This is a genomic window from Pseudomonas sp. PMCC200344 (genome assembly GCF_030053095.1).
Taxonomy (GTDB): Bacteria; Pseudomonadota; Gammaproteobacteria; order Pseudomonadales; family Pseudomonadaceae; genus Aquipseudomonas; species Aquipseudomonas svalbardensis.
The window spans coordinates 1,431,086-1,452,165 of record NZ_CP125618.1 but is presented as its reverse complement, the minus strand read 5'-3'; the positions used below and the strand labels follow the sequence as shown (position 1 = coordinate 1,452,165).

At 59.0% G+C, this 21,080-nt stretch carries 22 protein-coding genes; 18 read left to right on the top strand and 4 right to left on the bottom strand.

Annotation, left to right across the window (positions count from 1 at the left end; genetic code table 11):
- Positions 1–50 precede the first annotated feature (50 nt).
- From QFW87_RS06525 to QFW87_RS06510, 4 genes are read left to right on the top strand one after another with little or no spacing between them, the layout of a single operon-like run.
- Entirely contained in the window at positions 51–548 is a 498-nt protein-coding gene (locus QFW87_RS06525; protein WP_283190085.1) for a DUF6231 family protein, read from the top strand.
- Between the two features lie 4 nt (positions 549–552).
- Positions 553–1,029, top strand: coding sequence for a YchJ family protein (locus tag QFW87_RS06520; RefSeq protein ID WP_283183268.1), 477 nt, complete (start codon positions 553–555; stop codon positions 1,027–1,029).
- Positions 1,030–1,073: 44 nt separating this feature from the next.
- Entirely contained in the window at positions 1,074–1,568 is a 495-nt protein-coding gene (locus QFW87_RS06515) for an LEA type 2 family protein (RefSeq protein WP_283183267.1), read from the top strand.
- Positions 1,565–1,789 (top strand): SEC-C metal-binding domain-containing protein, encoded by a 225-nt coding sequence (locus QFW87_RS06510; RefSeq protein WP_283190084.1) that lies wholly within the window; start codon positions 1,565–1,567, stop codon positions 1,787–1,789. The genes QFW87_RS06515 and QFW87_RS06510 overlap by 4 nt, the downstream gene beginning before the upstream one ends.
- 147 nt (positions 1,790–1,936) lie before the next feature.
- Here the strand turns inward: QFW87_RS06510 and QFW87_RS06505 are convergent, their stop codons facing one another.
- Complete coding sequence (locus tag QFW87_RS06505) at positions 1,937–2,488, bottom strand: cysteine hydrolase family protein (RefSeq protein ID WP_283190083.1); 552 nt, start codon at positions 2,486–2,488, stop codon at positions 1,937–1,939.
- A gap of 146 nt (positions 2,489–2,634) precedes the next feature.
- Between QFW87_RS06505 and QFW87_RS06500 the strand changes: the two genes are divergently transcribed.
- The 9 genes from QFW87_RS06500 to QFW87_RS06460 all read left to right on the top strand — a co-directional run bounded on the left by QFW87_RS06500 (position 2,635) and on the right by QFW87_RS06460 (position 13,301).
- The gene (locus QFW87_RS06500) at positions 2,635–3,279 is read left to right on the top strand and encodes a glutathione S-transferase N-terminal domain-containing protein (protein ID WP_283190082.1); all 645 of its coding nucleotides are present in this window, start codon (positions 2,635–2,637) and stop codon (positions 3,277–3,279) included.
- 140 nt (positions 3,280–3,419) lie between these two features.
- Positions 3,420–5,870: a penicillin acylase family protein gene (locus QFW87_RS06495; RefSeq protein WP_283190081.1), complete on the top strand. Its 2,451-nt coding sequence runs from the start codon at positions 3,420–3,422 to the stop codon at positions 5,868–5,870.
- 190 nt (positions 5,871–6,060) lie between these two features.
- Positions 6,061–7,095, top strand: a complete 1,035-nt coding sequence (locus QFW87_RS06490; RefSeq protein WP_283190080.1) for a ligase-associated DNA damage response exonuclease — start codon at positions 6,061–6,063, stop codon at positions 7,093–7,095.
- On the top strand, positions 7,092–8,780 hold the full coding sequence (locus QFW87_RS06485) for an ATP-dependent DNA ligase (protein WP_283190079.1): 1,689 nt from the start codon (positions 7,092–7,094) through the stop codon (positions 8,778–8,780). The genes QFW87_RS06490 and QFW87_RS06485 overlap by 4 nt, the downstream gene beginning before the upstream one ends.
- Positions 8,781–9,105: 325 nt before the next feature.
- The gene (locus tag QFW87_RS06480) at positions 9,106–9,888 is read left to right on the top strand and encodes a transporter substrate-binding domain-containing protein (RefSeq protein ID WP_283183262.1); all 783 of its coding nucleotides are present in this window, start codon (positions 9,106–9,108) and stop codon (positions 9,886–9,888) included.
- A gap of 56 nt (positions 9,889–9,944) precedes the next feature.
- On the top strand, positions 9,945–10,673 hold the full coding sequence (locus QFW87_RS06475; RefSeq protein WP_283183261.1) for an ABC transporter permease: 729 nt from the start codon (positions 9,945–9,947) through the stop codon (positions 10,671–10,673).
- Complete coding sequence (locus QFW87_RS06470; protein ID WP_283183260.1) at positions 10,670–11,380, top strand: ABC transporter permease; 711 nt, start codon at positions 10,670–10,672, stop codon at positions 11,378–11,380. Before QFW87_RS06475 ends, QFW87_RS06470 begins: the two co-directional genes overlap by 4 nt.
- A gap of 24 nt (positions 11,381–11,404) precedes the next feature.
- Positions 11,405–12,523 (top strand): M14 family metallopeptidase, encoded by a 1,119-nt coding sequence (locus QFW87_RS06465; RefSeq protein WP_283190078.1) that lies wholly within the window; start codon positions 11,405–11,407, stop codon positions 12,521–12,523.
- 13 nt (positions 12,524–12,536) lie between these two features.
- Entirely contained in the window at positions 12,537–13,301 is a 765-nt protein-coding gene (locus tag QFW87_RS06460; protein ID WP_283190077.1) for an ATP-binding cassette domain-containing protein, read from the top strand.
- A 129-nt stretch (positions 13,302–13,430) separates the two neighbouring features.
- Here the strand turns inward: QFW87_RS06460 and QFW87_RS06455 are convergent, their stop codons facing one another.
- Both QFW87_RS06455 and dcd read right to left on the bottom strand, forming a co-directional pair.
- Positions 13,431–13,640: a hypothetical protein gene (locus QFW87_RS06455; RefSeq protein WP_084321795.1), complete on the bottom strand. Its 210-nt coding sequence runs from the start codon at positions 13,638–13,640 to the stop codon at positions 13,431–13,433.
- Positions 13,641–13,746: 106 nt separating this feature from the next.
- Positions 13,747–14,313, bottom strand: a complete 567-nt coding sequence (gene dcd / locus QFW87_RS06450) for a dCTP deaminase (RefSeq protein WP_074874089.1) — start codon at positions 14,311–14,313, stop codon at positions 13,747–13,749.
- A gap of 354 nt (positions 14,314–14,667) precedes the next feature.
- Here dcd and QFW87_RS06445 point away from each other — a divergent pair, with 354 nt between their 5' ends.
- Positions 14,668–14,877 carry a cold-shock protein gene (locus QFW87_RS06445; RefSeq protein ID WP_002554837.1) on the top strand — a complete coding sequence of 70 codons (210 nt, stop codon included), beginning with the start codon at positions 14,668–14,670 and terminating at the stop codon, positions 14,875–14,877.
- A gap of 109 nt (positions 14,878–14,986) precedes the next feature.
- On the opposite strand, the gene QFW87_RS06440 is transcribed toward QFW87_RS06445, so the two are convergent.
- Positions 14,987–15,994 carry a DUF481 domain-containing protein gene (locus QFW87_RS06440; RefSeq protein ID WP_283190076.1) on the bottom strand — a complete coding sequence of 336 codons (1,008 nt, stop codon included), beginning with the start codon at positions 15,992–15,994 and terminating at the stop codon, positions 14,987–14,989.
- A gap of 164 nt (positions 15,995–16,158) precedes the next feature.
- On the opposite strand from QFW87_RS06440, the gene QFW87_RS06435 reads away from it, so the two are divergent.
- The 4 genes from QFW87_RS06435 to QFW87_RS06420 all read left to right on the top strand — a co-directional run bounded on the left by QFW87_RS06435 (position 16,159) and on the right by QFW87_RS06420 (position 20,953).
- Positions 16,159–16,512 (top strand): MGMT family protein, encoded by a 354-nt coding sequence (locus QFW87_RS06435; RefSeq protein ID WP_008153938.1) that lies wholly within the window; start codon positions 16,159–16,161, stop codon positions 16,510–16,512.
- A gap of 44 nt (positions 16,513–16,556) precedes the next feature.
- On the top strand, positions 16,557–18,122 hold the full coding sequence (locus tag QFW87_RS06430) for an AmpG family muropeptide MFS transporter (protein ID WP_283183256.1): 1,566 nt from the start codon (positions 16,557–16,559) through the stop codon (positions 18,120–18,122).
- Between the two features lie 144 nt (positions 18,123–18,266).
- Entirely contained in the window at positions 18,267–19,982 is a 1,716-nt protein-coding gene (locus tag QFW87_RS06425; protein WP_283183255.1) for a proline--tRNA ligase, read from the top strand.
- Positions 19,983–19,999: 17 nt separating this feature from the next.
- A complete protein-coding gene (locus QFW87_RS06420) occupies positions 20,000–20,953 on the top strand; it encodes a hypothetical protein (protein ID WP_283183254.1) in 954 nt (317 codons plus the stop codon).
- Positions 20,954–21,080 lie beyond the last annotated feature (127 nt).

Here is a 21,080-nt window from a genome sequence, read left to right as displayed (position 1 = left end):
CCCGGTCCTTTGAGCAGGCTAGTCTTGGCAGCTCTGATTGAGGATCTTCGATGATTGCAGGTATTTCTTCGCGCACGCCCCAGCAGGCGTTGGTCGCTTTGCTTGATCGTTACGCCCCCGCGCGCCTGTTGCTGATTGGCGCCAGCGAGTTTCCCGCGCTTGAGGCCTTCAAGCTGGCGCACCCGGACACTTGTGTGGCCCATGCGGCACCTGGACCGTTGCCTGCTGAACTGGCGGCGCGCCGGTTTGACCTGGCGCTGGTGGTCGATTGCCTCGAACATTTACCCAAACGCGATGGCCTGAATTTGCTTGGCGGGGTCCGTAACCTCAACGCCAGTCGCATCGCGGTGCTGGCGGATTTGCCGGCCAGCGGCTGGCAGGAGACCGACTTTTTCTCCCTGGCCCTGCAAGCCAGCGAACGCTTCCAGCGCGACGATCAAGTGTTGACCCTGTTCACCTATGATCTGCTTGACTACAAACAAGTCCCCGATTGGCTCAACTCACGGTTCTGGGCCAATCCGGAAAACTTCGGGAAATATTGGTGGTAACGCAATGAGTACATCCATTTGCCCCTGCGGTAGCGGCACCCTCCTTGATGCCTGCTGCGGCCATTACCATGCCGGTCATCCGGCGCCTTGTGCCGAAGCCTTGATGCGTTCGCGCTACAGCGCCTACGTACTGGGACTGATCGATTATCTGGTGGCGACCACCCTGCCCGCACAACAGGCAGGCCTGGATCGGCAGTCCATCAGCGACTGGAGCGCCCAAAGCACCTGGCTGGGCCTTGAAGTGGAAAGCTCCGAGGTCTTGGGCGGCCAGCCGGAACATGCCTTCGTGACCTTTATCGCGCGCTGGCACGACGGCAGTGGTGAGCACAGTCACCGCGAGCGCTCGTCGTTCGTGCAGAACGCCGGCCACTGGTATTTCATCGACCCCACCGTACAACTCAAGGCCGGGCGCAATGATGCGTGCCCTTGCGCCAGCGGGCAGAAGTTCAAGAAGTGTTGTGCGGGTTATTTCAGCAGATGAGGTAATCGCAAGAGACTAGACTGGGCATCAAAGGGAGTCACTCCATGCTCAGTCAGCGGCGCGTCTTTCAAACCCTCACCCTGCTCCTATTTCTGGGGCTCGGCGGCTGTGCGTCCTGGTTCGGCGACGATAAACCGGAACCGCAGGTGCATCTGGTCAAGGTCGAAGTGGTCCAGGCCAAACTGATGCAGCAGCGATTCCTGCTGCACTTTCGCGTCGACAACCCCAACGACAGCGATCTGACGGTGCGGGGCATCGAGTACCGCATTCACTTGGGCGACATGCTGCTGACCGAAGGCGAGCACGAACATTGGTTCACCGTCGGTCCCAAACGCAGCGCCTACTTTAAAGTGCCGATCCGCACCAACCTGTGGCCCAAGGTGCGGGATCTGGTGAAACTGCTGAAAAAACCCAAGCAGCCCATTCCCTATCGTCTGGAAGGTGAACTGGAAACCGGTTTATTCATCGCGCACTACGTGCACCTGGCGCGCAATGGCGTGATAATCCCCGCCGATTTAATTCCGGAGCAAAACCGATGACCCAGCAACCCCATGTCCATGGCCCTGACTGCAACCACGATCATGACCATCATGATCACCATGATCACGACAACCATGATCACGACCACGGCCATGTCCACGGTCCGAACTGCGGCCACGCCCACCAGGAACCGGTGCGCAACGCCCTGAAAGACGTCGGCCGCAACGACCCTTGCCCCTGCGGCAACGGCAAGAAATTCAAGAAGTGCCACGGCGCTTGATGCTTCGGGCGAAGATCTTCTTCGCCGGTTGAATCGCCTTCGCGAGCAGGCTCGCTCCCACATTGGATCTGCTGTGTTCACGCAATTTATGGCTCGCGCAGTTCAAATGTGTGCGGGCTTGCTCGCGAAGACGGACTGACAGTCACCTCATTTCAGGATCTGCACGGTGCTCACGACCGTGGCATATTCCCCATGCAGATTGCCCAACGACATCGCATGCACTTCTTCAGCTGAATGGGTGTTGCCAAAATAATCGGCCTTGTCGAAGGTAAAACACGCATCCTCCACGACCCACGTTTCAAACCCCAGATTCCCGGCCGTTCGTGCCGTGGATTCCACCGAGTTGTTGGTCGCTACGCCCACAATGACCAACTGATCGATCCCCGCCTCTCGCAAACTTTTCTCAAGCCCCGTCGCACAAAACGCATCCGGCACCTGCTTTTGAATAAGCTGCTCACCGGTCTGTGGCTGAAACCGTTCCTGAAATTCCACCCCCGATTGCTGCGGCCAGAACACTGAGTCGGGTGAACGGGACAGGTGCTGCACATGAATGACCAGTCGCCCGGTTCGACGCCAATGCCCTAGCAAATCGAGGATTCGCTGCTCGGCCTGAAGATTATTTCGGCGACCCAGCTTGGGATGCAGGATGCCTTTTTGTTGATCGATGATGATCAGCGCCGCGTTTGTTTTGAGCTCCATGCCTGTTTTTCTCATGCGGGGTCATTGAATTTCCCGCACTTCAGCATCACCTGTTCCTACAGGCAAGCTATCGAACGCAAACAGGACGACCTGATGCCGGCGTTTGCTGTCCGCAAGTAACGACATCTTTTGATTTGGAGTACTCCATGATCGACCTGTATTACTGGACCACCCCCAACGGCCACAAAATCTCGATATTCCTGGAAGAAGCCGGCCTGCCCTACAACGTGCACCCGATCAACATCAGCCAGAACGACCAGTTCAAACGCGAATTCCTGAAAATTTCCCCGAACAACAAAATTCCGGCCATCGTCGATCCCGAACCGGCCGATGGCGGTGAACCGTTGGCACTGTTCGAGTCCGGGGCGATTCTGTTGTACCTGGCAGAGAAAACCGGCAAGTTCCTGCCCAAAGACTTGCGTGGTCGCCAGCAAGCGCTGCAATGGTTGTTCTGGCAGATGGGTGGCCTGGGGCCGATGGCCGGGCAGAATCATCACTTCAGCCAGTTCGCTCCGGAGAAAATTCCTTACGCGATCAAGCGCTACATCGACGAAACCGCCCGCCTCTACGGGGTACTCGACAAGCAGCTGGCCGATAAAGACTTCGTCGCCGGTAGCGAATACAGCATTGCCGACATGGCGATCTACCCGTGGATCGTTTCCCACAAGTGGCAGAGCCAGAACCTGGAAGACTTCCCCAACGTGCTGCGCTGGTTCAACCACATCCAGAGCCGTTCGGCGACGGTGAAGGCGTATGCCCTGGTGGCCAAAATCAACCCGCCTAAATCCTGAAAAACGACGCAATCCCCTGTGGCGAGGGGGCTAGCCCCCTCGCCACAGGGGAAGAAATAACCCCGCTGCCGCTTGCGCGGGCACCTCCTGCTCACTAACGTAGCGCCTTTAATGACGCTACCCCCCGCAGGAGCTTTGCCATGGCCTCGCCAGCCCTTACACATTTTCTTCCCCGGTTCGGCGTTGCCGCAGCAGTGGCCGGTGTTTTGAGCCTGACCGGTTGTCAGACCTGGAACACCCAGGACACCCTCCCGCCGACCACCGGTGTGCAGCCGCTCAAAGGCCTGGCGCAGAACGTTTCGGTACGCCGCAATGCCATGGGCATGCCGTTGATCGAAAGCAACACCTTCCACGACGCGCTGTTCACCCTGGGTTACGTCCACGCCACCGACCGCATCACGCAAATGGTCACCCTGCGCCTGTTGGCTCAGGGCCGTTTGTCGGAGATGTCCGGTTCGGACCTCCTCGACGCTGACCGCTACATGCGCGCCGTCAATCTGAAGAAAAGCGCCGGCGAGCTGTACAAGGCGTCTTCGCCGCGCCTCAAACGCTTCTTCGAAGTCTATGCCCGCGGCGTCAACGCCTACCTGTTCCGTTACCGCGACAAACTGCCGGCGGACCTCGCGGCCACCGGCTACAAGCCTGAATACTGGAAGCCGGAAGACTCGGCGCTGATTTTCTGCCTGCTGAACTTCAGCCAGTCGGCCAACCTGCCGGAAGAGATTGCCTCGCTGATGCTGGCCCAGACCGTCAGCACCGACAAACTCCCGTGGCTGACCCCGTCCGCTCCCGATGAAAAACTGCCGCTGACCGAAGCTGAAAAACTTCAGGGCATCAAGCTCAACGGGCAAATCCCGGGCCTGGCCGAGATCAGCAAAGCCACAAGCCAACTGTCCGATCTGAATCTGCTGGGCGCCACCTCGTCGAACAACTGGGCGATCGGCCCGCAACGCAGCCGCAGCGGCAAAAGCCTGCTGGCCAGCGATAGCCATGGCCCCCTGGGCGTGCCGTCGTTGTTCAGTTACGTGCAAATTCGCGCGCCGAAGTACCAGGCTTCTGGTGTGACGATTGCCGGTTTGCCGATGGTGCTTGGCGGTTTCAACGGCAAAGTGGCGTGGAGCATGACCACCGTCATGGGCGACAACCAGGACCTGTTCCTGGAAAAAATCAAACGCCAGGGCAACGGACTTTCCTACGAGGTGGGCGGCAAATGGCAGCCGGCGATCGTGCGAAACGAAACCTACTTCGTCAAAGGCCAGCGACCGATTCGCGAAGTGGTGTACGAAACCCGTCATGGCCCGCTGCTCAACAGTGCCCAAGGCACGACGCTGGCCAATGGGTTCGGCCTGGCCTTGCAAACGCCAAACTTCACCGACGACAAGACACTGGACGCGTTTTTCGACCTGTCCCGGGCGCAGAACGTCGAGAAAGCCTCGGACGCCAGCCGTGAAATCCGCGCCATTGCGCTGAACCTGGTATTTGCCGACGCCAGCAACATCGGCTGGCAAGTCACCGGTCGCTACCCCAACCGTCGCGAAGGTGAAGGCCTGCTGCCGTCTCCGGGCTGGGAAGGTCGTTACGATTGGGACGGTTACGCCGACCCAATGCTCCATCCCTATGACCAGGATCCGGTCCAAGGCTGGCTCGGCACAGCCAACCAGCGAGTCATTCCCCATGGCTACGGCATGCAACTGTCCAACTCCTGGTCAGCGCCGGAACGTGGCGAACGCTTGGCCGAACTGGCGGGCGTGGGTAAACACGACACGCGCAGCCTGATCGCCATGCAATACGACCAGACCACCACTTTCGCTTCCAAACTGAAGAAGATGTTTGAAGCGCCGGGCATGGCCCAACCGCTCAAGCAGGCCATTGAAGCATTGCCTGTGGCGGATCGTGGCAAGGCTCGCGAGGCGTATACCCGCCTGATGGCCTTCGACGGAAAACTCAGCCCGACCTCGGCTGATGCAGCGATTTACGAGCTGTTCCTGCAGCAAAGCACCCAGCAAATATTCCTCGACGAACTGGGCCCGGAAAGCAGCCCGGCGTGGAAAGCCTTTATCGCCAACGGCAAGTTGTCCTACGCGGCCCAGGCTGATCACCTGTTGGGGCGTGAGGACAGTCCGTTCTGGGATGACGCTCGCACACCGCAGAAAGAAGATAAACCGGCGATCCTCGCCCGCAGTCTGGCGGCAGCGATCAGCGCGGGCGACAGTCAGTTGGGCGGCGATCACAAAGCCTGGCAATGGGGCAAACTGCACCGCTACGAGTGGAAAAACGCCAGTGGCCAGACTGTGCGCGGTCCGGTGGCGGCCGGTGGCGACCACACCACGCTGAATACTGCAGCATTCGCCTGGGGTCAGGATTTCAACACCACCCTGGCGCCAGCCATGCGCTTTATCGTCGACTTCGGCCAGGCCGAACCGCTGATGGGGCAGAACGGTACGGGGCAATCCGGTAATCCGGCGAGTCCGAACTACCTCGACAGCATTGATCCTTGGCTAAAGGGGCAATACCTGAGCTTGCCAATGCAGCCGCAGAACTTTGACAAGGTGTATGGGAAGACGCGGTTGACGCTGACACCTGGCAAGTAAGGTCACCATCGACCCAATGTGTGTGGGCTTGCTCGCGAAAGCGGTGTGTCAGTTGACGATAATATTGACTGACACACCGCTTTCGCGAGCAAGCCCCACATGGGTATATCGGTTGCCGATGAAAAATCAACAGAACTTCTAGCCTCGCGCAAACCTCATAGCTAACAAGTCCCTCCATTTTGGTAACAACATGGATCTTGTTATCGCGCGTCCTGAAGGTTTGTACTGCCCGGCCGGGGATTTCTACATCGACCCGTGGCGGCCGGTCGAGCGTTCAGTCATCACCCACGCTCACGGCGACCATGCCCGCACCGGCAATCAGCATTATCTGGCGGCCGCTCCCGGCGAAGGGATTTTACGTGCGCGATTGGGCCAGGACATCAACCTGCAAACCCTGCCCTACGGTCACCCCCTGACCCACCATGGCGTCACCTTGAGTTTTCACCCCGCCGGGCATGTCCTTGGCTCGGCACAGGTGCGTCTGGAATACGGCGGCGAAGTCTGGGTCGCCTCGGGCGACTACAAGATCGAACCCGACGGCACCTGCGCGGCGTTCGAACCCGTGCGCTGCGATACCTTCATCACTGAATCGACCTTCGGACTTCCGATTTATCGCTGGCAACCTCAGGCGCACGTCTTTGCCGAGATCAATCAGTGGTGGCAAGCCAATGCCGCCGCCGACAAAACCAGCGTGTTGTTCTGCTATGCCTTCGGTAAGGCGCAGCGAATTCTCCACGGCATCGATGCCAGTCTCGGCCCTATTCTGGTGCATGGCGCCGTGGAACCGCTCAATCAGGTTTATCGCGAAGGTGGTATTTATTTACCGCCAACGATCTATGCCGGCGAAGTAAAAAAGAGCGACCCCATGATGCGCAAGGCGTTGGTCCTGGCCCCGCCTTCGGCTGGCGGCAGCACCTGGATGCGTCGCTTCGGTGACTACAGCGATGGTTTCGCCAGCGGCTGGATGCGTTTGCGTGGCACACGGCGGCGTCGTGGCGTGGATCGTGGCTTCGTACTGTCTGACCACGCCGACTGGCCCGGTCTGCTCTGGGCCATCGAACAGACCGGTGCTGAGCGTGTGATGGTGACCCACGGTTCGGTCGGAGTACTGGTGCGCCATCTGCGCGAACAGGGCCTCGATGCAATGAGTTTCAGCACCGAGTACGGCGACGATGAGGAAGAAAGCGCAGCCGTCGGCTCCGAGATCGCCGAGGTGCTGCCATGAAGGCGTTCGCCCAGTTGTACGCCGAACTCGATGCCACGACGTCGAGCAACGCCAAACTAGCGGCGATGCAACACTACTTCGCCGAGGCCGCGCCGGAAGATGCCGCATGGGCTGTTTACTTTTTGTCCGGCGGGCGGCCTCGGCAACTGGTGCCGGTGCGCATCCTGCGAGAGTTGGCGGTGGAGATCTCCGGCCTCTCGCCGTGGCTGTTCGAAGAGAGTTATCAGGCGGTCGGCGATTTGGCGGAAACCATTTCGCTGGTGCTGCCCGAAACGCTTCACAGCTCCAACGATGGATTGGCGATCTGGATTGAAGACAAATTGCTGCCGCTGCGCGGTGAAACCCCGCAAGTCCTCGCCGAGCGACTGCGTACCCTGTGGTCGCAACTGGACCGCCAGAGCCTGATGCTCTGCATCAAACTGATCACCGGCAGCTTCCGCGTCGGGGTCTCCAAGTTGCTGGTCACCCGCGCCTTGGCGGCCATGGCCGGGCTCGACAGCAAACGCGTCGCCCAGCGTCTGGTGGGTTACACCGACCTGTCCAACCGCCCGAGCGCGCCCGGTTATTTGAAGTTGATCGCCGCCGAATCGTCTGACGAACATGCCCAACGGGGCGGTCAGCCCTACCCGTTTTTCCTCGCTCACGCGCTATCACAACCCGTTGAACAATTCGAAACCCTGCTCGGCCCGGCCAGCGATTGGCAAGTGGAATGGAAGTGGGATGGCATCCGCGCCCAGGTGGTCAAACGCGACGGGCGATTGTGGATCTGGTCGCGAGGTGAAGAGCTGGTCACCGAGCGCTTCCCCGAACTCGACAGTCTGGTTCACTGCTTGCCCGAGGGTACGGTGATCGACGGTGAAATCGTCGCCTGGAAAACCGAACAACCCACCACCGAAGACGCCTTCAACCCGCAATCCCCGGCCTCACCCGCGGTAAAGCCTTTCGCTCTGCTGCAACAGCGGATCGGCCGCAAAACCCTGGACAAAAAAATCCTCGAAGAAGTGCCAGTGGTGATCCTCGCCTACGACCTGCTGGAATGGCAGGGCGAAGACTGGCGCAACCAGCCTCAAACCAAGCGTCGCACTCAACTGGAGCACGTCGTCGCCCGGTGCAACAGTCCGGTGTTACTCGCCTCACCGGTGCTCACCGGCGAAGACTGGTTCGACCTCGCCCGACAACGGCAAGCCTCCCGCAGGCTCGGTGTCGAAGGCATGATGCTCAAGGCCCGGGAGGCGTTGTATGGCGTCGGACGGACCAAGGACATGGGCGTCTGGTGGAAATGGAAAGTCGACCCGTTCAGCGTCGACGCGGTGCTGATTTATGCGCAACGCGGCCATGGTCGCCGCGCCAGCCTCTATAGCGATTACACCTTCGCCGTGTGGGATGGGCCACCTGACGCGAGCGAACGCGCACTGGTGCCGTTCGCCAAGGCGTATTCGGGGCTGACAGACGAAGAAATGCGCCAGGTCGACAGCATCGTGCGCAAAACTACCGTAGAGAAATTCGGGCCGGTGAGCAGCGTGACGCCGAGCCTGGTGTTTGAACTGGGATTTGAGGGCATCGCCCTGTCCAGGCGACACAAGAGCGGGATTGCGGTGCGGTTTCCGAGGATGTTGCGCTGGCGGCAGGATAAATCCGTCGAAGAAGCGGACAACCTGGGAACGCTGCAGGATTTGTTGGATTGATCCAATTCCCTTGTGGGAGCGAGCCTGCTCCGGGCGGCGTTCCGACGAAAGCGGTCTGTCAGAAGCATTGATATCGCCTGACACTCCCTCTTCGCGAGCAGGCTCGCTCCCACAGTGGCTTGTGTGATTCCGAACCAAGTTGGTGCAACTGTTTTCCGGCGGCCGTTTTCGTGCACAAATCCTTCCTTGCCATTTCTTGAATCACCTTTTAAAACACTTGTTCGGGACTCTGGTTCGGAAATTGCTACTTTCATAAGGTCTTACGCTTTCCAGTAACAATAATTCTGCGCCACAAGCGCTCATATTGGTTTTTAGGGATTGAATAATGAAAAAAGCATTGCTGACCCTTTCTGCACTGGCGTTGTGCATGGCAGCCGGTTCCGCGCTGGCCAAGGAATACAAGGAATTGCGTTTTGGCGTTGACCCTTCCTACGCTCCGTTCGAGTCAAAAGCGGCTGACGGTAGCCTGGTAGGCTTCGATATCGATCTGGGTAACGCGATCTGCGCCGAACTGAAGGTCAAGTGCAAATGGGTCGAAAGCGATTTCGACGGCATGATTCCGGGCCTGAAGGCCAATAAATTCGACGGTGTGATCTCTTCGATGACCGTCACCCCGGCCCGCGAAAAAGTCATCGACTTCTCCAACGAGCTGTTCTCCGGTCCAACCGCCTACGTATTCAAGAAAGGTTCCGGCCTGACCGAAGACGTCGCTTCGCTGAAGGGCAAAACCGTCGGCTACGAGCAAGGCACCATTCAGGAAGCTTATGCTAAAGCCGTTCTGGACAAGGCTGGCGTGAAAACCCAGGCCTATCAGAACCAGGATCAGGTGTATTCCGACCTGACTTCCGGTCGCCTCGATGCTGCGATCCAGGACATGCTGCAAGCCGAACTGGGCTTTTTGAAGTCGCCAAAAGGCGAGGGCTACGAAGTCAGCAAGCCGGTGGACAGCGAATTGCTTCCAGCCAAAACAGCTATCGGTATCTCTAAAGGTAACAAAGACCTCAAAGACCTTTTGAATAAAGGTATCAAAGCGTTACACGACGATGGCACCTACGCCACCATTCAGAAGAAACACTTTGGCGATCTGAATCTGTACAGCGGCAAATAATGCCCGGCGCCCATCTTGCGATGGGCGCTTTTTTCACCCGATCAGGTTGCTGATTTATGTTCGAAAACCTACTACAAAACCTGGGGCTCTCAGCCTTCAGCCTCCAGGGCTTCGGTCCGTTGCTGATGGAAGGCACCTGGATGACCATCAAGTTGTCGGTGTTGTCGCTGTCGGTGGCCGTTTTGCTCGGCTTGCTCGGCGCCAGCGCCAAGCTGTCAAAAGTCAAACTGGTGCGCGTACCGGCCCAGCTCTACACCACGCTGATTCGCGGTGTGCCGGACCTGGTGCTGATGCTGTTGATCTTCTACAGCCTGCAGACCTGGCTGACGTCGTTTACCGATTTCATGGAATGGGAATACATCGAGATCAACCCGTTCAGCGCCGGGGTCATCACCCTGGGCTTCATTTATGGCGCGTATTTCACCGAAACCTTCCGCGGGGCGATCCTCGCGGTCCCACGGGGCCAGGTCGAAGCCGCCACCGCTTATGGCCTCAAACGCGGCCAGCGTTTTCGTATCGTGGTGTTCCCGCAGATGATGCGCTTCGCCCTGCCGGGCATCGGTAACAACTGGATGGTGATGCTCAAGGCCACCGCACTGGTTTCGATTATCGGCCTTGCCGACTTGGTCAAAGCTGCGCAGGATGCCGGTAAAAGCACCTATCAACTGTTTTACTTCCTGGTGCTTGCCGCGCTGATTTACCTGCTGATCACCAGCGCCTCCAACTTCGTCCTGCGCTGGCTCGAACGCCGCTACGCCGCCGGTTCCCGGGAGGCCGTACGATGATCGAACTCTTGCAGGAATACTGGAGACCTTTCCTTTATACCGACGGCTACAACATCACCGGCCTGGCCATGACCCTGTGGCTGCTCAGCGCATCGATCTTCATCGGTTTCGTGGTGTCGATCCCGCTGTCCATCGCCCGGGTTTCGCCGCACTTCTACATCCGCTGGCCGGTTCAGTTCTTCACTTATCTGTTCCGGGGTACGCCGCTCTATATTCAGCTGCTGATCTTCTACACCGGGATTTACAGTCTGGCCGCCGTGCGCGCCCAACCCGTACTGGATGCGTTCTTTCGCGATGCGATGAACTGCACGATCCTGGCCTTCGCCCTGAACACCTGCGCCTACACCACGGAGATTTTCGCCGGGGCAATTCGCAGCATGGCCCATGGTGAAGTCGAAGCGGCCAAGGCTTACGGTCTGACAGGCTGGAAGCTGTATGCCTACGTGATCATGCCTTCGGCCCTGCGTCGTTCGTTGCCTTATTACAGCAACGAAGTGATTTTGATGCTGCACTCGACCACCGTGGCCTTCACCGCGACCATCCCGGACATCTTGAAAGTCGCGCGGGACGCCAACTCGGCGACCTTCCTGACCTTCCAGTCGTTCGGCATCGCTGCGCTGATCTACCTGACCGTTACCTTTGCGCTGGTTGGCCTGTTCCGCCTCGCCGAACGCCGATGGCTAGCCTTCCTCGGGCCGACCCACTAGGACCCGCTTTAGGAATAAAGAGACATGCGCCACCAGATTCATGACCTGCTGGCCCCGCTGCCGGGGACCGCTCGACAGATTCACAGCTTTCACTTCGGCCCCTCATCGGCCAAAGGCAAAATCTACATTCAGTCATCCCTGCATGCCGACGAAATGCCCGGCATGCTGGTTGCCTGGCACCTCAAGCAACGTTTGGCGGAACTCGAAGCCGCCGGCCGTCTGCGCAGCGAAATCGTGCTGGTGCCGGTGGCCAACCCGGTCGGCCTCGAACAAGTGCTGATGGATGTGCCGCTGGGTCGTTACGACCTCGAAAGCGGGCAGAACTTCAATCGCTGGTTCGTCGATCTGAGCGAAGCCGTCGGCAACGAGATCGAAGGCCTGCTCGGCGACGATCCACAGCACAACCTCGACCTGATTCGCAGCAGCCTGCGCAATGCCCTCGCCCAACAGACTGCCAGCACGCAACTGCAATCCCAGCGCCTGGCTCTGCAACGGCTGGCCTGCGATGCCGACATGGTGCTGGACCTGCATTGCGATTTCGAAGCGGTCGCCCACCTTTACACCACGCCCGAGGCGTGGCCGCAGGTCGAGCCGCTGGCGCGGTACATCGGTGCCGAAGCCAGTCTGCTAGCCACCGACTCCGGCGGGCAGTCATTCGATGAATGCTTCACCCTGCTCTGGTGGCAGTTGAAGGAGCGCTTCGGCGAACACTTTGATATTCCGCTGGGCAGCTTTTCGGTCACCGTCGAATTGCGCGGTCAGGGTGACGTCAATCACCCGCTGGCCAGCCTTGATTGCCAGGCGCTGATCGATTACCTGATTCATTACGGCGCGATTGCCGGCGAGCCGGCGCCACTGCCCGAGCTGCCCTACCCGGCCACGCCGCTGGCCGGTGTTGAACCGGTAGCGACACCGGTCGGCGGACTGCTGGTGTTCACCGCGCTGCCAGGGGAGTACCTCGAAGCCGGGCAACTGATCGCTGAAATCATCGACCCGATCTTTAACCGCGTCACCCCCGTTCATTGCACCGTTGCCGGGTTGATGTACGCCCGTTCGCTACGGCGCATGGCCACTGCCGGCATGGTGATAGCCCACATTGCGGGCACCGAAGCCTATCGCAGCGGCTACCTACTTTCGCCTTGAGGATGCATGCCCCATGTACAAACTGACCATTGAAGGCCTGCATAAAAGCTATGGCGAACATAAAGTACTCAAAGGCGTTTCGCTCAAGGCCAACACCGGCGACGTCATCAGCCTGATCGGCGCCAGCGGCTCGGGCAAAAGCACCTTCCTGCGTTGCATCAACTTTCTTGAACAGCCCAACGACGGCGCCATGAGCCTGGACGGCCAGAACATCCGCATGATCAAGGATCGCCACGGCATGCACGTGGCCGATGCCGATGAACTGCAACGGATCCGCACCCGCCTGGCGATGGTGTTCCAGCACTTCAACCTGTGGAGCCACATGACGGTGCTGGAAAACATCACCATGGCCCCGCGTCGGGTGTTGGGGTGCAGCAAGGAGGAAGCCGAAGACCGTGCCCGGCGCTATCTCGACAAGGTGGGCCTGGCCTCGCGCGTGGCGGATCAATACCCGGCGTTTCTGTCTGGCGGTCAGCAGCAACGGGTGGCGATTGCCAGGGCACTCGCGATGGAGCCGGAAGTGATGCTGTTCGACGAACCCACCTCGGCCCTCGATCCCGAACTGGTGGGTGAGGTGCTCAGGGTGATCCAGGGTCTGGCCGAGGAAGGCCGAACCATGATCATGGTGACCCACGAAATGAGCTTCGCGCGCAAGGTGTCGAGTCAGGTGTTGTTTCTGCACCAGGGGTTGGTCGAGGAAGAAGGTGCGCCAGAGGATGTGTTGGGGAATCCGAAGAGTGAGCGGTTGAAGCAGTTCCTGAGCGGCAACCTCAAGTAAACCTGAAACCCTGTAGGAGCGAAGCTTGCTCGCGAGGGCGGTGTGTCAGCCAACATTATCCTTGCCTGACACATCGCCTTCGCGAGCAAGCTTCGCTCCTCCACGCCATTCGTTTTTCGCAGGCGGCGATCAAACAACGGGCGCCGGAGGTGGCTCATCCGGCAGGGTAGGCTCACCGGGCTCGGTGGGTTGTTCGTTGGGGGTATCGGGATCAGGCTGACCGGGGATGCCCCCTGCCATGCTGATGGGTGGATGTGCCAACAAGGACCAGGCCAAAACGCCAACCTGATTGGGCTCAAGCCTTGCCAGTTCGGCACTTATTCGCGGATCGATCTTCATAAGGCACTCCTGAGCGATGGCCCCGTCCGCGTTGCGCGAACCGGGCAGTACACCCAATAGAGTGTCTACCCGCTCAAGAATTCCCACGAGTTGCCAGACGAACGGATCAGGTGCGTGGCAGGGTGACGCCGCGCTGGCCCTGATACTTGCCGCCACGGTCCTTGTAGGACACTTCGCACTCTTCGTCGGATTCGAAAAACAGCATCTGTGCCACACCTTCGTTAGCGTAGATTTTTGCCGGCAGCGTGGTGGTGTTGGAGAATTCCAGGGTCACGTGGCCTTCCCACTCAGGCTCAAGCGGCGTCACGTTGACGATAATGCCGCAACGCGCGTAAGTGCTTTTACCCAGGCAGATCGTCAGCACATTGCGCGGAATACGGAAGAATTCCACGGTGCGTGCCAAGGCAAAGGAGTTCGGCGGGATGATGCAAACATCGCTCTTGACGTCGACGAAGCTCTTCTCGTCGAAGTTCTTCGGATCAACGGTCGCCGAATTGATGTTGGTGAACACTTTGAATTCATCGGCGCAGCGTACGTCGTAGCCATAGCTCGACACGCCGTAGGAAATCACTCGGTCGGCGCCTTCACCGCGCATCTGGCGCTCTACGAAGGGCTCGATCATACCGTGCTCTTGCGCCATGCGGCGAATCCACTTGTCCGATTTGATGCTCATGGCGGGTGTCCTGAATAGCGAGGTGGAAAAAATCTGTCCGGCATCTTACCGGGCGCGCGCTTCGGGTTCAAAGTCCGGGTCACAAATCTTGCCGATCCCCCGTAATTTCCAGCCCTTGCGGGTAAATCGGCGGACCGTCAGTCATGAAAACAGAGAAACCTTCGCAGGAAGCATTGGCACGTTCCTGAAAAAGGGTTAAGGTGGCGCCACTGTGCTGCTTGTGTCACTGAGAATCTCTACACGATATGTTGAATTTCGATCCAACCATCTACAAGAATTTTTCCTGCTCTTTGCACTCAGTCTCGGCCAGGGTTCTTCCTGCGTCGCAGTTATCTTTGTTCAAGGAGTTACACCATGTCTAATCGCCAAACTGGTACCGTTAAGTGGTTCAACGATGAAAAAGGCTTCGGCTTCATCACCCCACAATCCGGTGACGACCTGTTCGTTCACTTCAAAGCTATCCAATCCGACGGCTTCAAAAGCCTGAAAGAAGGCCAACAGGTTTCTTTCATCGCTACCCGCGGTCAGAAAGGCATGCAAGCTGAAGAAGTTCAAGTTATCTAACTTGTACTTGCTTTAGTAAAAAGCCCCGCCCTCAAAAGCGGGGCTTTTTTGTGCCTGTCTGTTTTGCAGGCAAAAAAAATCGCAGCCCATGGCTGCGATTTTTTGCGTCTTACCAGGTCACGCCAAACCCTGCCGTATACCGAGTCTTGCTCAGGTCAGCCTCATCGCTACCGGTAATGATGTCTTTCTCTGCCTTCAGGTTCAGCGACGCCCAATCCGTCACCTTGTAGCGCAGCCCGACCTCGGCATCGAGGGCGTAATCGGCCACGCCCGACAACGGCTTGCCAACTTCGCCATTGGTAAAGAACTCCACCTTCTTGCCAACCAGGTAACGGTTGTAGTCCCACTTCATGGCGACGGAATAGAAGTTGTCCTTGCCGCCATCGCTGTATTCGTAATCGGTACGGTTGAGCAGCGAGCCCAGGGAGAATGCTCCGAGCTCATCATCCCAGAACTGATAACCGGGACCGGTACCGACGGTGCGCTGGCGGGCAAGGTCTTCGACCTTGTCGCGCTTGTAGACCAGGCGACCTTGCCAGAACCATTTATCGGTGAGGAAACGGTCGAGGGAGTACTCGCCTCTCCAGTTGTCCGTGGTGACTACGTCATCCTGGAATTCGCGGTTGTACTCGCCTTCTGCGGTGTGCCGCCATCTGCCATGACGCGCACTGGTCTTGAAGTCGACGTCATAGTCATCCGTGTCCTTTTCCGCCCGCTGATAATCCAGCGCCACGTCGACATTCCCTTTCCACACCAGATCCTCGACCACCGGCTTGGGCTTGAGGATCTGCTGAATACTGGCCAGTTCGACGGTCTTGGGAGCGTCGCCATTGGCCAGGGTGACCTTGCCGTCTTCTGCCGCATGCAGCGCCTTGGCCTTTTCGCCCGTGTAGGCATCCTGTTTGACCAGCAACTGCTGATCACTTTCCAGGGTTTTAACCTGCTTCCAGTCGATAGGGACGGCACCGGCGTATTCGGTCTGGATCAACAGCTTGCCGCCATCGAAAACGGTGATCTTGCCGCTCAGCTTGTCACCGTTCTTCAACCAGACGGTATCGGCGAGCAAGGGCGTGGAAGCACTGGCGACAGCGAGGCACAGCAGAGTTCTGGACAACATAAGCAATACAGGCTCAAGTTTGCGAAAAAAAGTCGGCATTATCCGTACGAATAAAACCCTAGCAAGGACTGACCCGACTATTTCTATTGAGTTCATTTCTCAATGGGTGATCCAGGATTTACTCTACAGACGGTAAGGCAAACTTTTTTTCAGGAACTGCGGACGTGACCGACTCAACCACTGAAACCGATAGTCCGGCGCAAATCCGACGCACGGCGCTCTACCTGACGCTGGCCCAAGTCCCCGAGGGCAAAGTCGTGAGTTACGGTCAGCTCGCCGAGTTGGCGGGACTGGGTCGCGCCGCCCGCTTCGTCGGACGGACACTGAGCCAACTGCCGGGTGACAGCAAATTACCCTGGCACCGCGTGCTCGGCGCCGGCGGGCGTATCAGCCTGCCTGCAGGCAGCCCTTCGGGGGATGAACAACGCGCGCGTTTGCGCATGGAGGGCATCAGTATCCTGAACAATCGTGTTGATATTCAGCGCCATGGCTGGCGCCCGGTAGAGCACAGCGGTTAGAGTGCGCGCTTTGTTTCCGTATTTCTTGAGGCAGACTCCAGCCCATGCCCCGTAAAACCTGGCGCGCCGCGCTCGCCGCCTATGCCAGCCCCTCGACGCTTGTACTGTTGCTGCTTGGTTTCGCCGCCGGCCTGCCTTACATGCTGGTGTTTTCGACACTTTCGGTCTGGCTGCGCGAAGCCGGCGTAGCTCGCGAAACCATTGGCTATGCAAGCCTGATCGGCCTGGCCTACGCCTTTAAATGGGTCTGGTCACCGCTGCTCGACCAATGGCGCCTGCCATTTCTCGGCAAGCTCGGTCGCCGACGCTCCTGGCTGGTGCTTTCCCAGGCACTGGTCATCCTCGGCCTGATCGGGATGGGTTTCTGCGACCCGCAAAAGCATTTGTCCTGGCTGATCGCCATTGCTGTGGTCGTTGCTTTCGCCTCGGCGACGCAAGATATCGCAGTCGACGCCTATCGCCTGGAAATCGCCGACGACACCCGCCAGGCCGCGCTCGCCGCCAGTTACATGTCCGGTTATCGGATCGCCGCGCTCCTGGCCACCGCCGGCGCCCTGTTCTTCGCTGAAGGCTTCGGCTCCACCGGTTTCAACTATAAGCATTCGGCATGGGCCGGCACCTACATCCTGTTCGGCGCCTTGATGGTTCCGGCGCTGCTGACCTCCTTTTTCATGCGCGAACCGCCGGTGCCGCTGCGCACGCAGCTTCAGGCCGGGCGCTACAGCTTTGTGCATCAACTGGCATCGGTGTTTGTGCTGATCGTGCTGCTGGTTTCCGTGCCGGCCATGTTCACTCAGTTGTACAACACCGATTTCGCCAGCGTGCTGTTCGAAGGCGTGAGCGTGCTCGACCTGCTGCTCGAAGACCGCGCGTTCCTGCGCGCGATCCTTTACACCACGCTCACCGCCATGTGCCTGTCGGCCATTGGCCGCCGTGGCCTGGCGCCGGTGCTGACGCCGATCAACGACTTCATTCTGCGCTACCGCTGGCAAGCGTTCCTGCTGCTTGGGTTGATCGCCACCTATCGGATGTCCGATACGGTCATGGGCGTGATGGCCAACGTGTTCTACATCGACCAGGGCTTCACCAAGGATCAGATTGCCAGCGTCAGCAAGATCTTTGGCCTGATCATGACCCTGGTCGGCGCTGGCATGGGCGGCCTGCTGATTGTGCGCTTCGGCATCTTGCCGATTCTGCTCATCGGCGGCATTGCATCAGCCGGTACCAACCTGCTGTTCCTGATGCTCGCCGACATGGGCGCCAACCTGAACATGCTGATTGGCACCATCTCCCTGGACAACTTCAGCTCGGGCCTGGCGACCTCGGCGTTCGTCGCCTACCTGTCGAGCCTGACCAACTTGAAGTTCTCCGCGACCCAGTACGCCCTGCTCAGCTCGATCATGCTCTTGCTGCCACGCCTGATCGGCGGCTACTCGGGGGTCATGGTGGAGAAATTCGGTTATCACAACTTCTTTCTGATCACTGCCCTGCTGGGCGTACCGACGCTGCTGTTGATCGCGTTGCACTGGTTCCAGGAGAGCCGCCGCGAAGGCCCGACGCCAACGCCGACACCAGAACCGGTTCCGACCCAGGTCGCGGAGGAATCGTAGGTTCTTTAGCGGGAAACAGCGCAGAGGGCGCGGGGATTCCCGCCCTCCCGCCACACCCCGCCGACCGCACGCCTGTACGCCAGCAGATCTCGCCCGTACAATGCTCCGTCATTTCTCGTCATCAGCAACCGACAACGGCCAACCATGCGCACCAGTCAATTTTTGCTCGCCACACAGAAAGAAACGCCTTCCGACGCGGTCGTGATCAGCCATCAGCTGATGCTGCGCGCCGGCATGATCCGCAAACTCGCCTCGGGCCTGTACACCTGGCTGCCGATGGGCTTGCGAGTGATGCGCAAGGTCGAAGCCGTCGTTCGTGAAGAAATGAACGCCGCGGGCTCTCTCGAAGTGTTGATGCCGAGCACCCAACCGGCTGAGCTGTGGCAGGAATCCGGTCGCTGGGAGGAATACGGCCCTGAATTGTTGCGCTTCAAGGATCGCCACGGTCGCGATTTCTGCGCCGGCCCGACTCACGAAGAAGTCATCACTGACCTGATGCGCAACGAGTTGAGCAGCTACAAACAGCTGCCGATCAACCTGTACCAGATCCAGACCAAATTCCGTGACGAAATCCGTCCACGCTTCGGTTTGATGCGCGGTCGCGAGTTCATCATGAAGGACGCCTACTCCTTCCACGCTGACCAGCCGTCGCTGCAGGTCACCTACGACCGTATGCACCAGGCGTATTGCAACGTGTTCACCCGTCTGGGCCTGAAATTCCGCCCGGTTGAAGCCGACAACGGCTCGATCGGTGGTGCTGGCTCCCACGAGTTCCACGTGCTGGCCGAATCCGGCGAAGACGATATCGCCTTCAGCAACGGTTCTGACTACGCGGCGAACATCGAGAAAGCCGAAGCCGTGCCACGCGAGACTTCCCGCGCCGCACCTGCCGAAGAGCTGCGTCTGGTCGACACGCCGAACGCCAAGACCATTGCGCAACTGGTCGAAGGCTTCAACCTGCCGATTGAAAAGACCATCAAGACCCTCGTGGTTCACGCTGAAGAGAAAGGCAAGCTGATTGCCCTGATCATCCGTGGCGACCACGAGCTGAACGAAATCAAGGCCGGCAACCAGCCTGGCGTTGCCAGCCCGCTGGTCATGGCATCCGAAGCCGAACTGCGCGACGCCATTGGCGCCGGCGCCGGATCCCTCGGCCCGCTGAACCTGCCACTGCCAATCATCATCGACCGTTCCGTCGAGCTGATGAGCGACTTCGGCATCGGTGCAAACATCGATGACAAACACTATTTCGGCGTGAACTGGGAGCGTGATCTGCCGGTTCCGACCGTTGCCGACCTGCGTAACGTGGTCGCCGGCGACCCGAGCCCGGATGGCAAGGGCACCCTGGAAATCAAGCGCGGCATCGAAGTCGGGCACATCTTCCAGCTGGGCAACAAGTACAGCAAAGCGATGAAGTGCGAAGTGCTGGGCGAGAATGGCAAGCCAGTCACCCTGGAAATGGGTTGCTACGGCATCGGCGTTTCCCGCGTGGTGGCTGCGGCCATCGAGCAGAACAACGACGCCAACGGGATCATCTGGAGTGACACGCTGGCCCCGTTCCAGATCGCTCTGGTACCGCTGCGCTACGAAACCGAACAGGTTCGCGAAGCCACCGACAAGCTGTATGCAGAATTGACTGCCGCCGGCTTCGAAGTACTGCTGGACGACCGCGACAAGAAAACCAGCCCGGGCATCAAGTTCGCGGACATGGAGCTGATCGGCATTCCTCACCGGATCGTGGTCAGTGACCGCGGCCTCGCCGAAGGCAATCTTGAATACAAGAGCCGCACCGAGCCCGAAGCGCAAGCGCTGCCGGTCGCAGACGTGCTGCCCTTCCTTCAGTCCCGTATCCGCCGCTGACACCAGATAGAGAAGTCATGTTCAAGCGAAACACCTTAGGCCTCGGCGGTGCCGCCCTGTGCGGCACCCTGCTGGTCAGCGGCTGTGCCAATCAAATGTCACAACGCAGCGAGCACGAGGAACGTGTCGAGCGTAAATTGCTCGATCACAGCCTGCAGATTGATGTCGGCGAGCCAAAGGTGCTTGAGCTGCCGCAACGTCGGGTGAAGATCCACGAGCAGAAGACTTTCGAAGTCACCGAATTCGAAGTCACACGCCACTACGACCGCTACACGCCTTACCAACCCTGGCGGGAGGCTTACGAGGTCCCGCTGGGTGCGGTGGCAGTAGTGGCCGGTGTCGGTGCGAACGTGGTCAACGTGTTCGCCCTCGGCAACCTGCCGGACAGCGTGACGAAAGACTGGTTGAGCTACGGTTTCGCCGGGCTCAACCCGTTCATGAACGTGCAGTCTCATGGTCGCGCGCAACAGAACCTGGCGGGAATCGACGAGGTCCAGCTCGACAAGCGCACCGAATACTCAAGCCTGCCATGGAGCGAGCGTCCGGTTGAGGTCAAGGCCGGTAAGGAAACGTTCAACCTGAGCACCGACAAAAACGGCGTATTGCGCGTGAACCTGCTGGACAGCCCGTTCGCCGAACACGACATCAATCATTTGAGCCGGCTGCTGATCAGTGTCCAGGATGCTCAGGACGACGTGCACACCAATTCGTCCCTGGCGGTCAGTAGCTCCTTGCGCGGCAAGCTGCTCGAAGCTCACGGACTGATTTACGACGACCTCGAAGACGACGAAGTGAGCCAGTGGGTACACCGGGTCAAACGTTTGTCGGAACTGGGCCTGGAAGAAGAAGCCACCGAACTGGAACAAAGCCTGATCGAACTGACACGCAACGATCCCGAGCTGCAGACCGAATTCCTCAAGTCATTGACCAAGGATGCCGGGCGACTGGTAGCGGATCCGGGACCGAATTAAAGTCAAAAGCTTCGCGAGCAGGCTCGCTCCCACATTAGACCGCGTTCGTCTGAACAACTCGGTCAACTGTGGGAGCGAGCCTGCTCGCGAAGGCGGCCTGACATTCACTACAACATTAAGATCTGCC

What these genes read in the sequence shown, in the direction of transcription:
- QFW87_RS06525 (WP_283190085.1), top strand. Translation starts at nt 51, where the DNA reads ATGATTGCAGGTATTTCTTCGCGCACGCCCCAGCAGGCGTTGGTCGCT.
- QFW87_RS06520 (WP_283183268.1), top strand. Translation starts at nt 553, where the DNA reads ATGAGTACATCCATTTGCCCCTGCGGTAGCGGCACCCTCCTTGATGCC.
- QFW87_RS06515 (WP_283183267.1), top strand. Translation starts at nt 1,074, where the DNA reads ATGCTCAGTCAGCGGCGCGTCTTTCAAACCCTCACCCTGCTCCTATTT.
- QFW87_RS06510 (WP_283190084.1), top strand. Translation starts at nt 1,565, where the DNA reads ATGACCCAGCAACCCCATGTCCATGGCCCTGACTGCAACCACGATCAT.
- QFW87_RS06505 (WP_283190083.1), bottom strand. Translation starts at nt 2,488, where the DNA reads ATGGAGCTCAAAACAAACGCGGCGCTGATCATCATCGATCAACAAAAA.
- QFW87_RS06500 (WP_283190082.1), top strand. Translation starts at nt 2,635, where the DNA reads ATGATCGACCTGTATTACTGGACCACCCCCAACGGCCACAAAATCTCG.
- QFW87_RS06495 (WP_283190081.1), top strand. Translation starts at nt 3,420, where the DNA reads ATGGCCTCGCCAGCCCTTACACATTTTCTTCCCCGGTTCGGCGTTGCC.
- QFW87_RS06490 (WP_283190080.1), top strand. Translation starts at nt 6,061, where the DNA reads ATGGATCTTGTTATCGCGCGTCCTGAAGGTTTGTACTGCCCGGCCGGG.
- QFW87_RS06485 (WP_283190079.1), top strand. Translation starts at nt 7,092, where the DNA reads ATGAAGGCGTTCGCCCAGTTGTACGCCGAACTCGATGCCACGACGTCG.
- QFW87_RS06480 (WP_283183262.1), top strand. Translation starts at nt 9,106, where the DNA reads ATGAAAAAAGCATTGCTGACCCTTTCTGCACTGGCGTTGTGCATGGCA.
- QFW87_RS06475 (WP_283183261.1), top strand. Translation starts at nt 9,945, where the DNA reads ATGTTCGAAAACCTACTACAAAACCTGGGGCTCTCAGCCTTCAGCCTC.
- QFW87_RS06470 (WP_283183260.1), top strand. Translation starts at nt 10,670, where the DNA reads ATGATCGAACTCTTGCAGGAATACTGGAGACCTTTCCTTTATACCGAC.
- QFW87_RS06465 (WP_283190078.1), top strand. Translation starts at nt 11,405, where the DNA reads ATGCGCCACCAGATTCATGACCTGCTGGCCCCGCTGCCGGGGACCGCT.
- QFW87_RS06460 (WP_283190077.1), top strand. Translation starts at nt 12,537, where the DNA reads ATGTACAAACTGACCATTGAAGGCCTGCATAAAAGCTATGGCGAACAT.
- QFW87_RS06455 (WP_084321795.1), bottom strand. Translation starts at nt 13,640, where the DNA reads ATGAAGATCGATCCGCGAATAAGTGCCGAACTGGCAAGGCTTGAGCCC.
- dcd (WP_074874089.1), bottom strand. Translation starts at nt 14,313, where the DNA reads ATGAGCATCAAATCGGACAAGTGGATTCGCCGCATGGCGCAAGAGCAC.
- QFW87_RS06445 (WP_002554837.1), top strand. Translation starts at nt 14,668, where the DNA reads ATGTCTAATCGCCAAACTGGTACCGTTAAGTGGTTCAACGATGAAAAA.
- QFW87_RS06440 (WP_283190076.1), bottom strand. Translation starts at nt 15,994, where the DNA reads ATGTTGTCCAGAACTCTGCTGTGCCTCGCTGTCGCCAGTGCTTCCACG.
- QFW87_RS06430 (WP_283183256.1), top strand. Translation starts at nt 16,557, where the DNA reads ATGCCCCGTAAAACCTGGCGCGCCGCGCTCGCCGCCTATGCCAGCCCC.
- QFW87_RS06425 (WP_283183255.1), top strand. Translation starts at nt 18,267, where the DNA reads ATGCGCACCAGTCAATTTTTGCTCGCCACACAGAAAGAAACGCCTTCC.
- QFW87_RS06420 (WP_283183254.1), top strand. Translation starts at nt 20,000, where the DNA reads ATGTTCAAGCGAAACACCTTAGGCCTCGGCGGTGCCGCCCTGTGCGGC.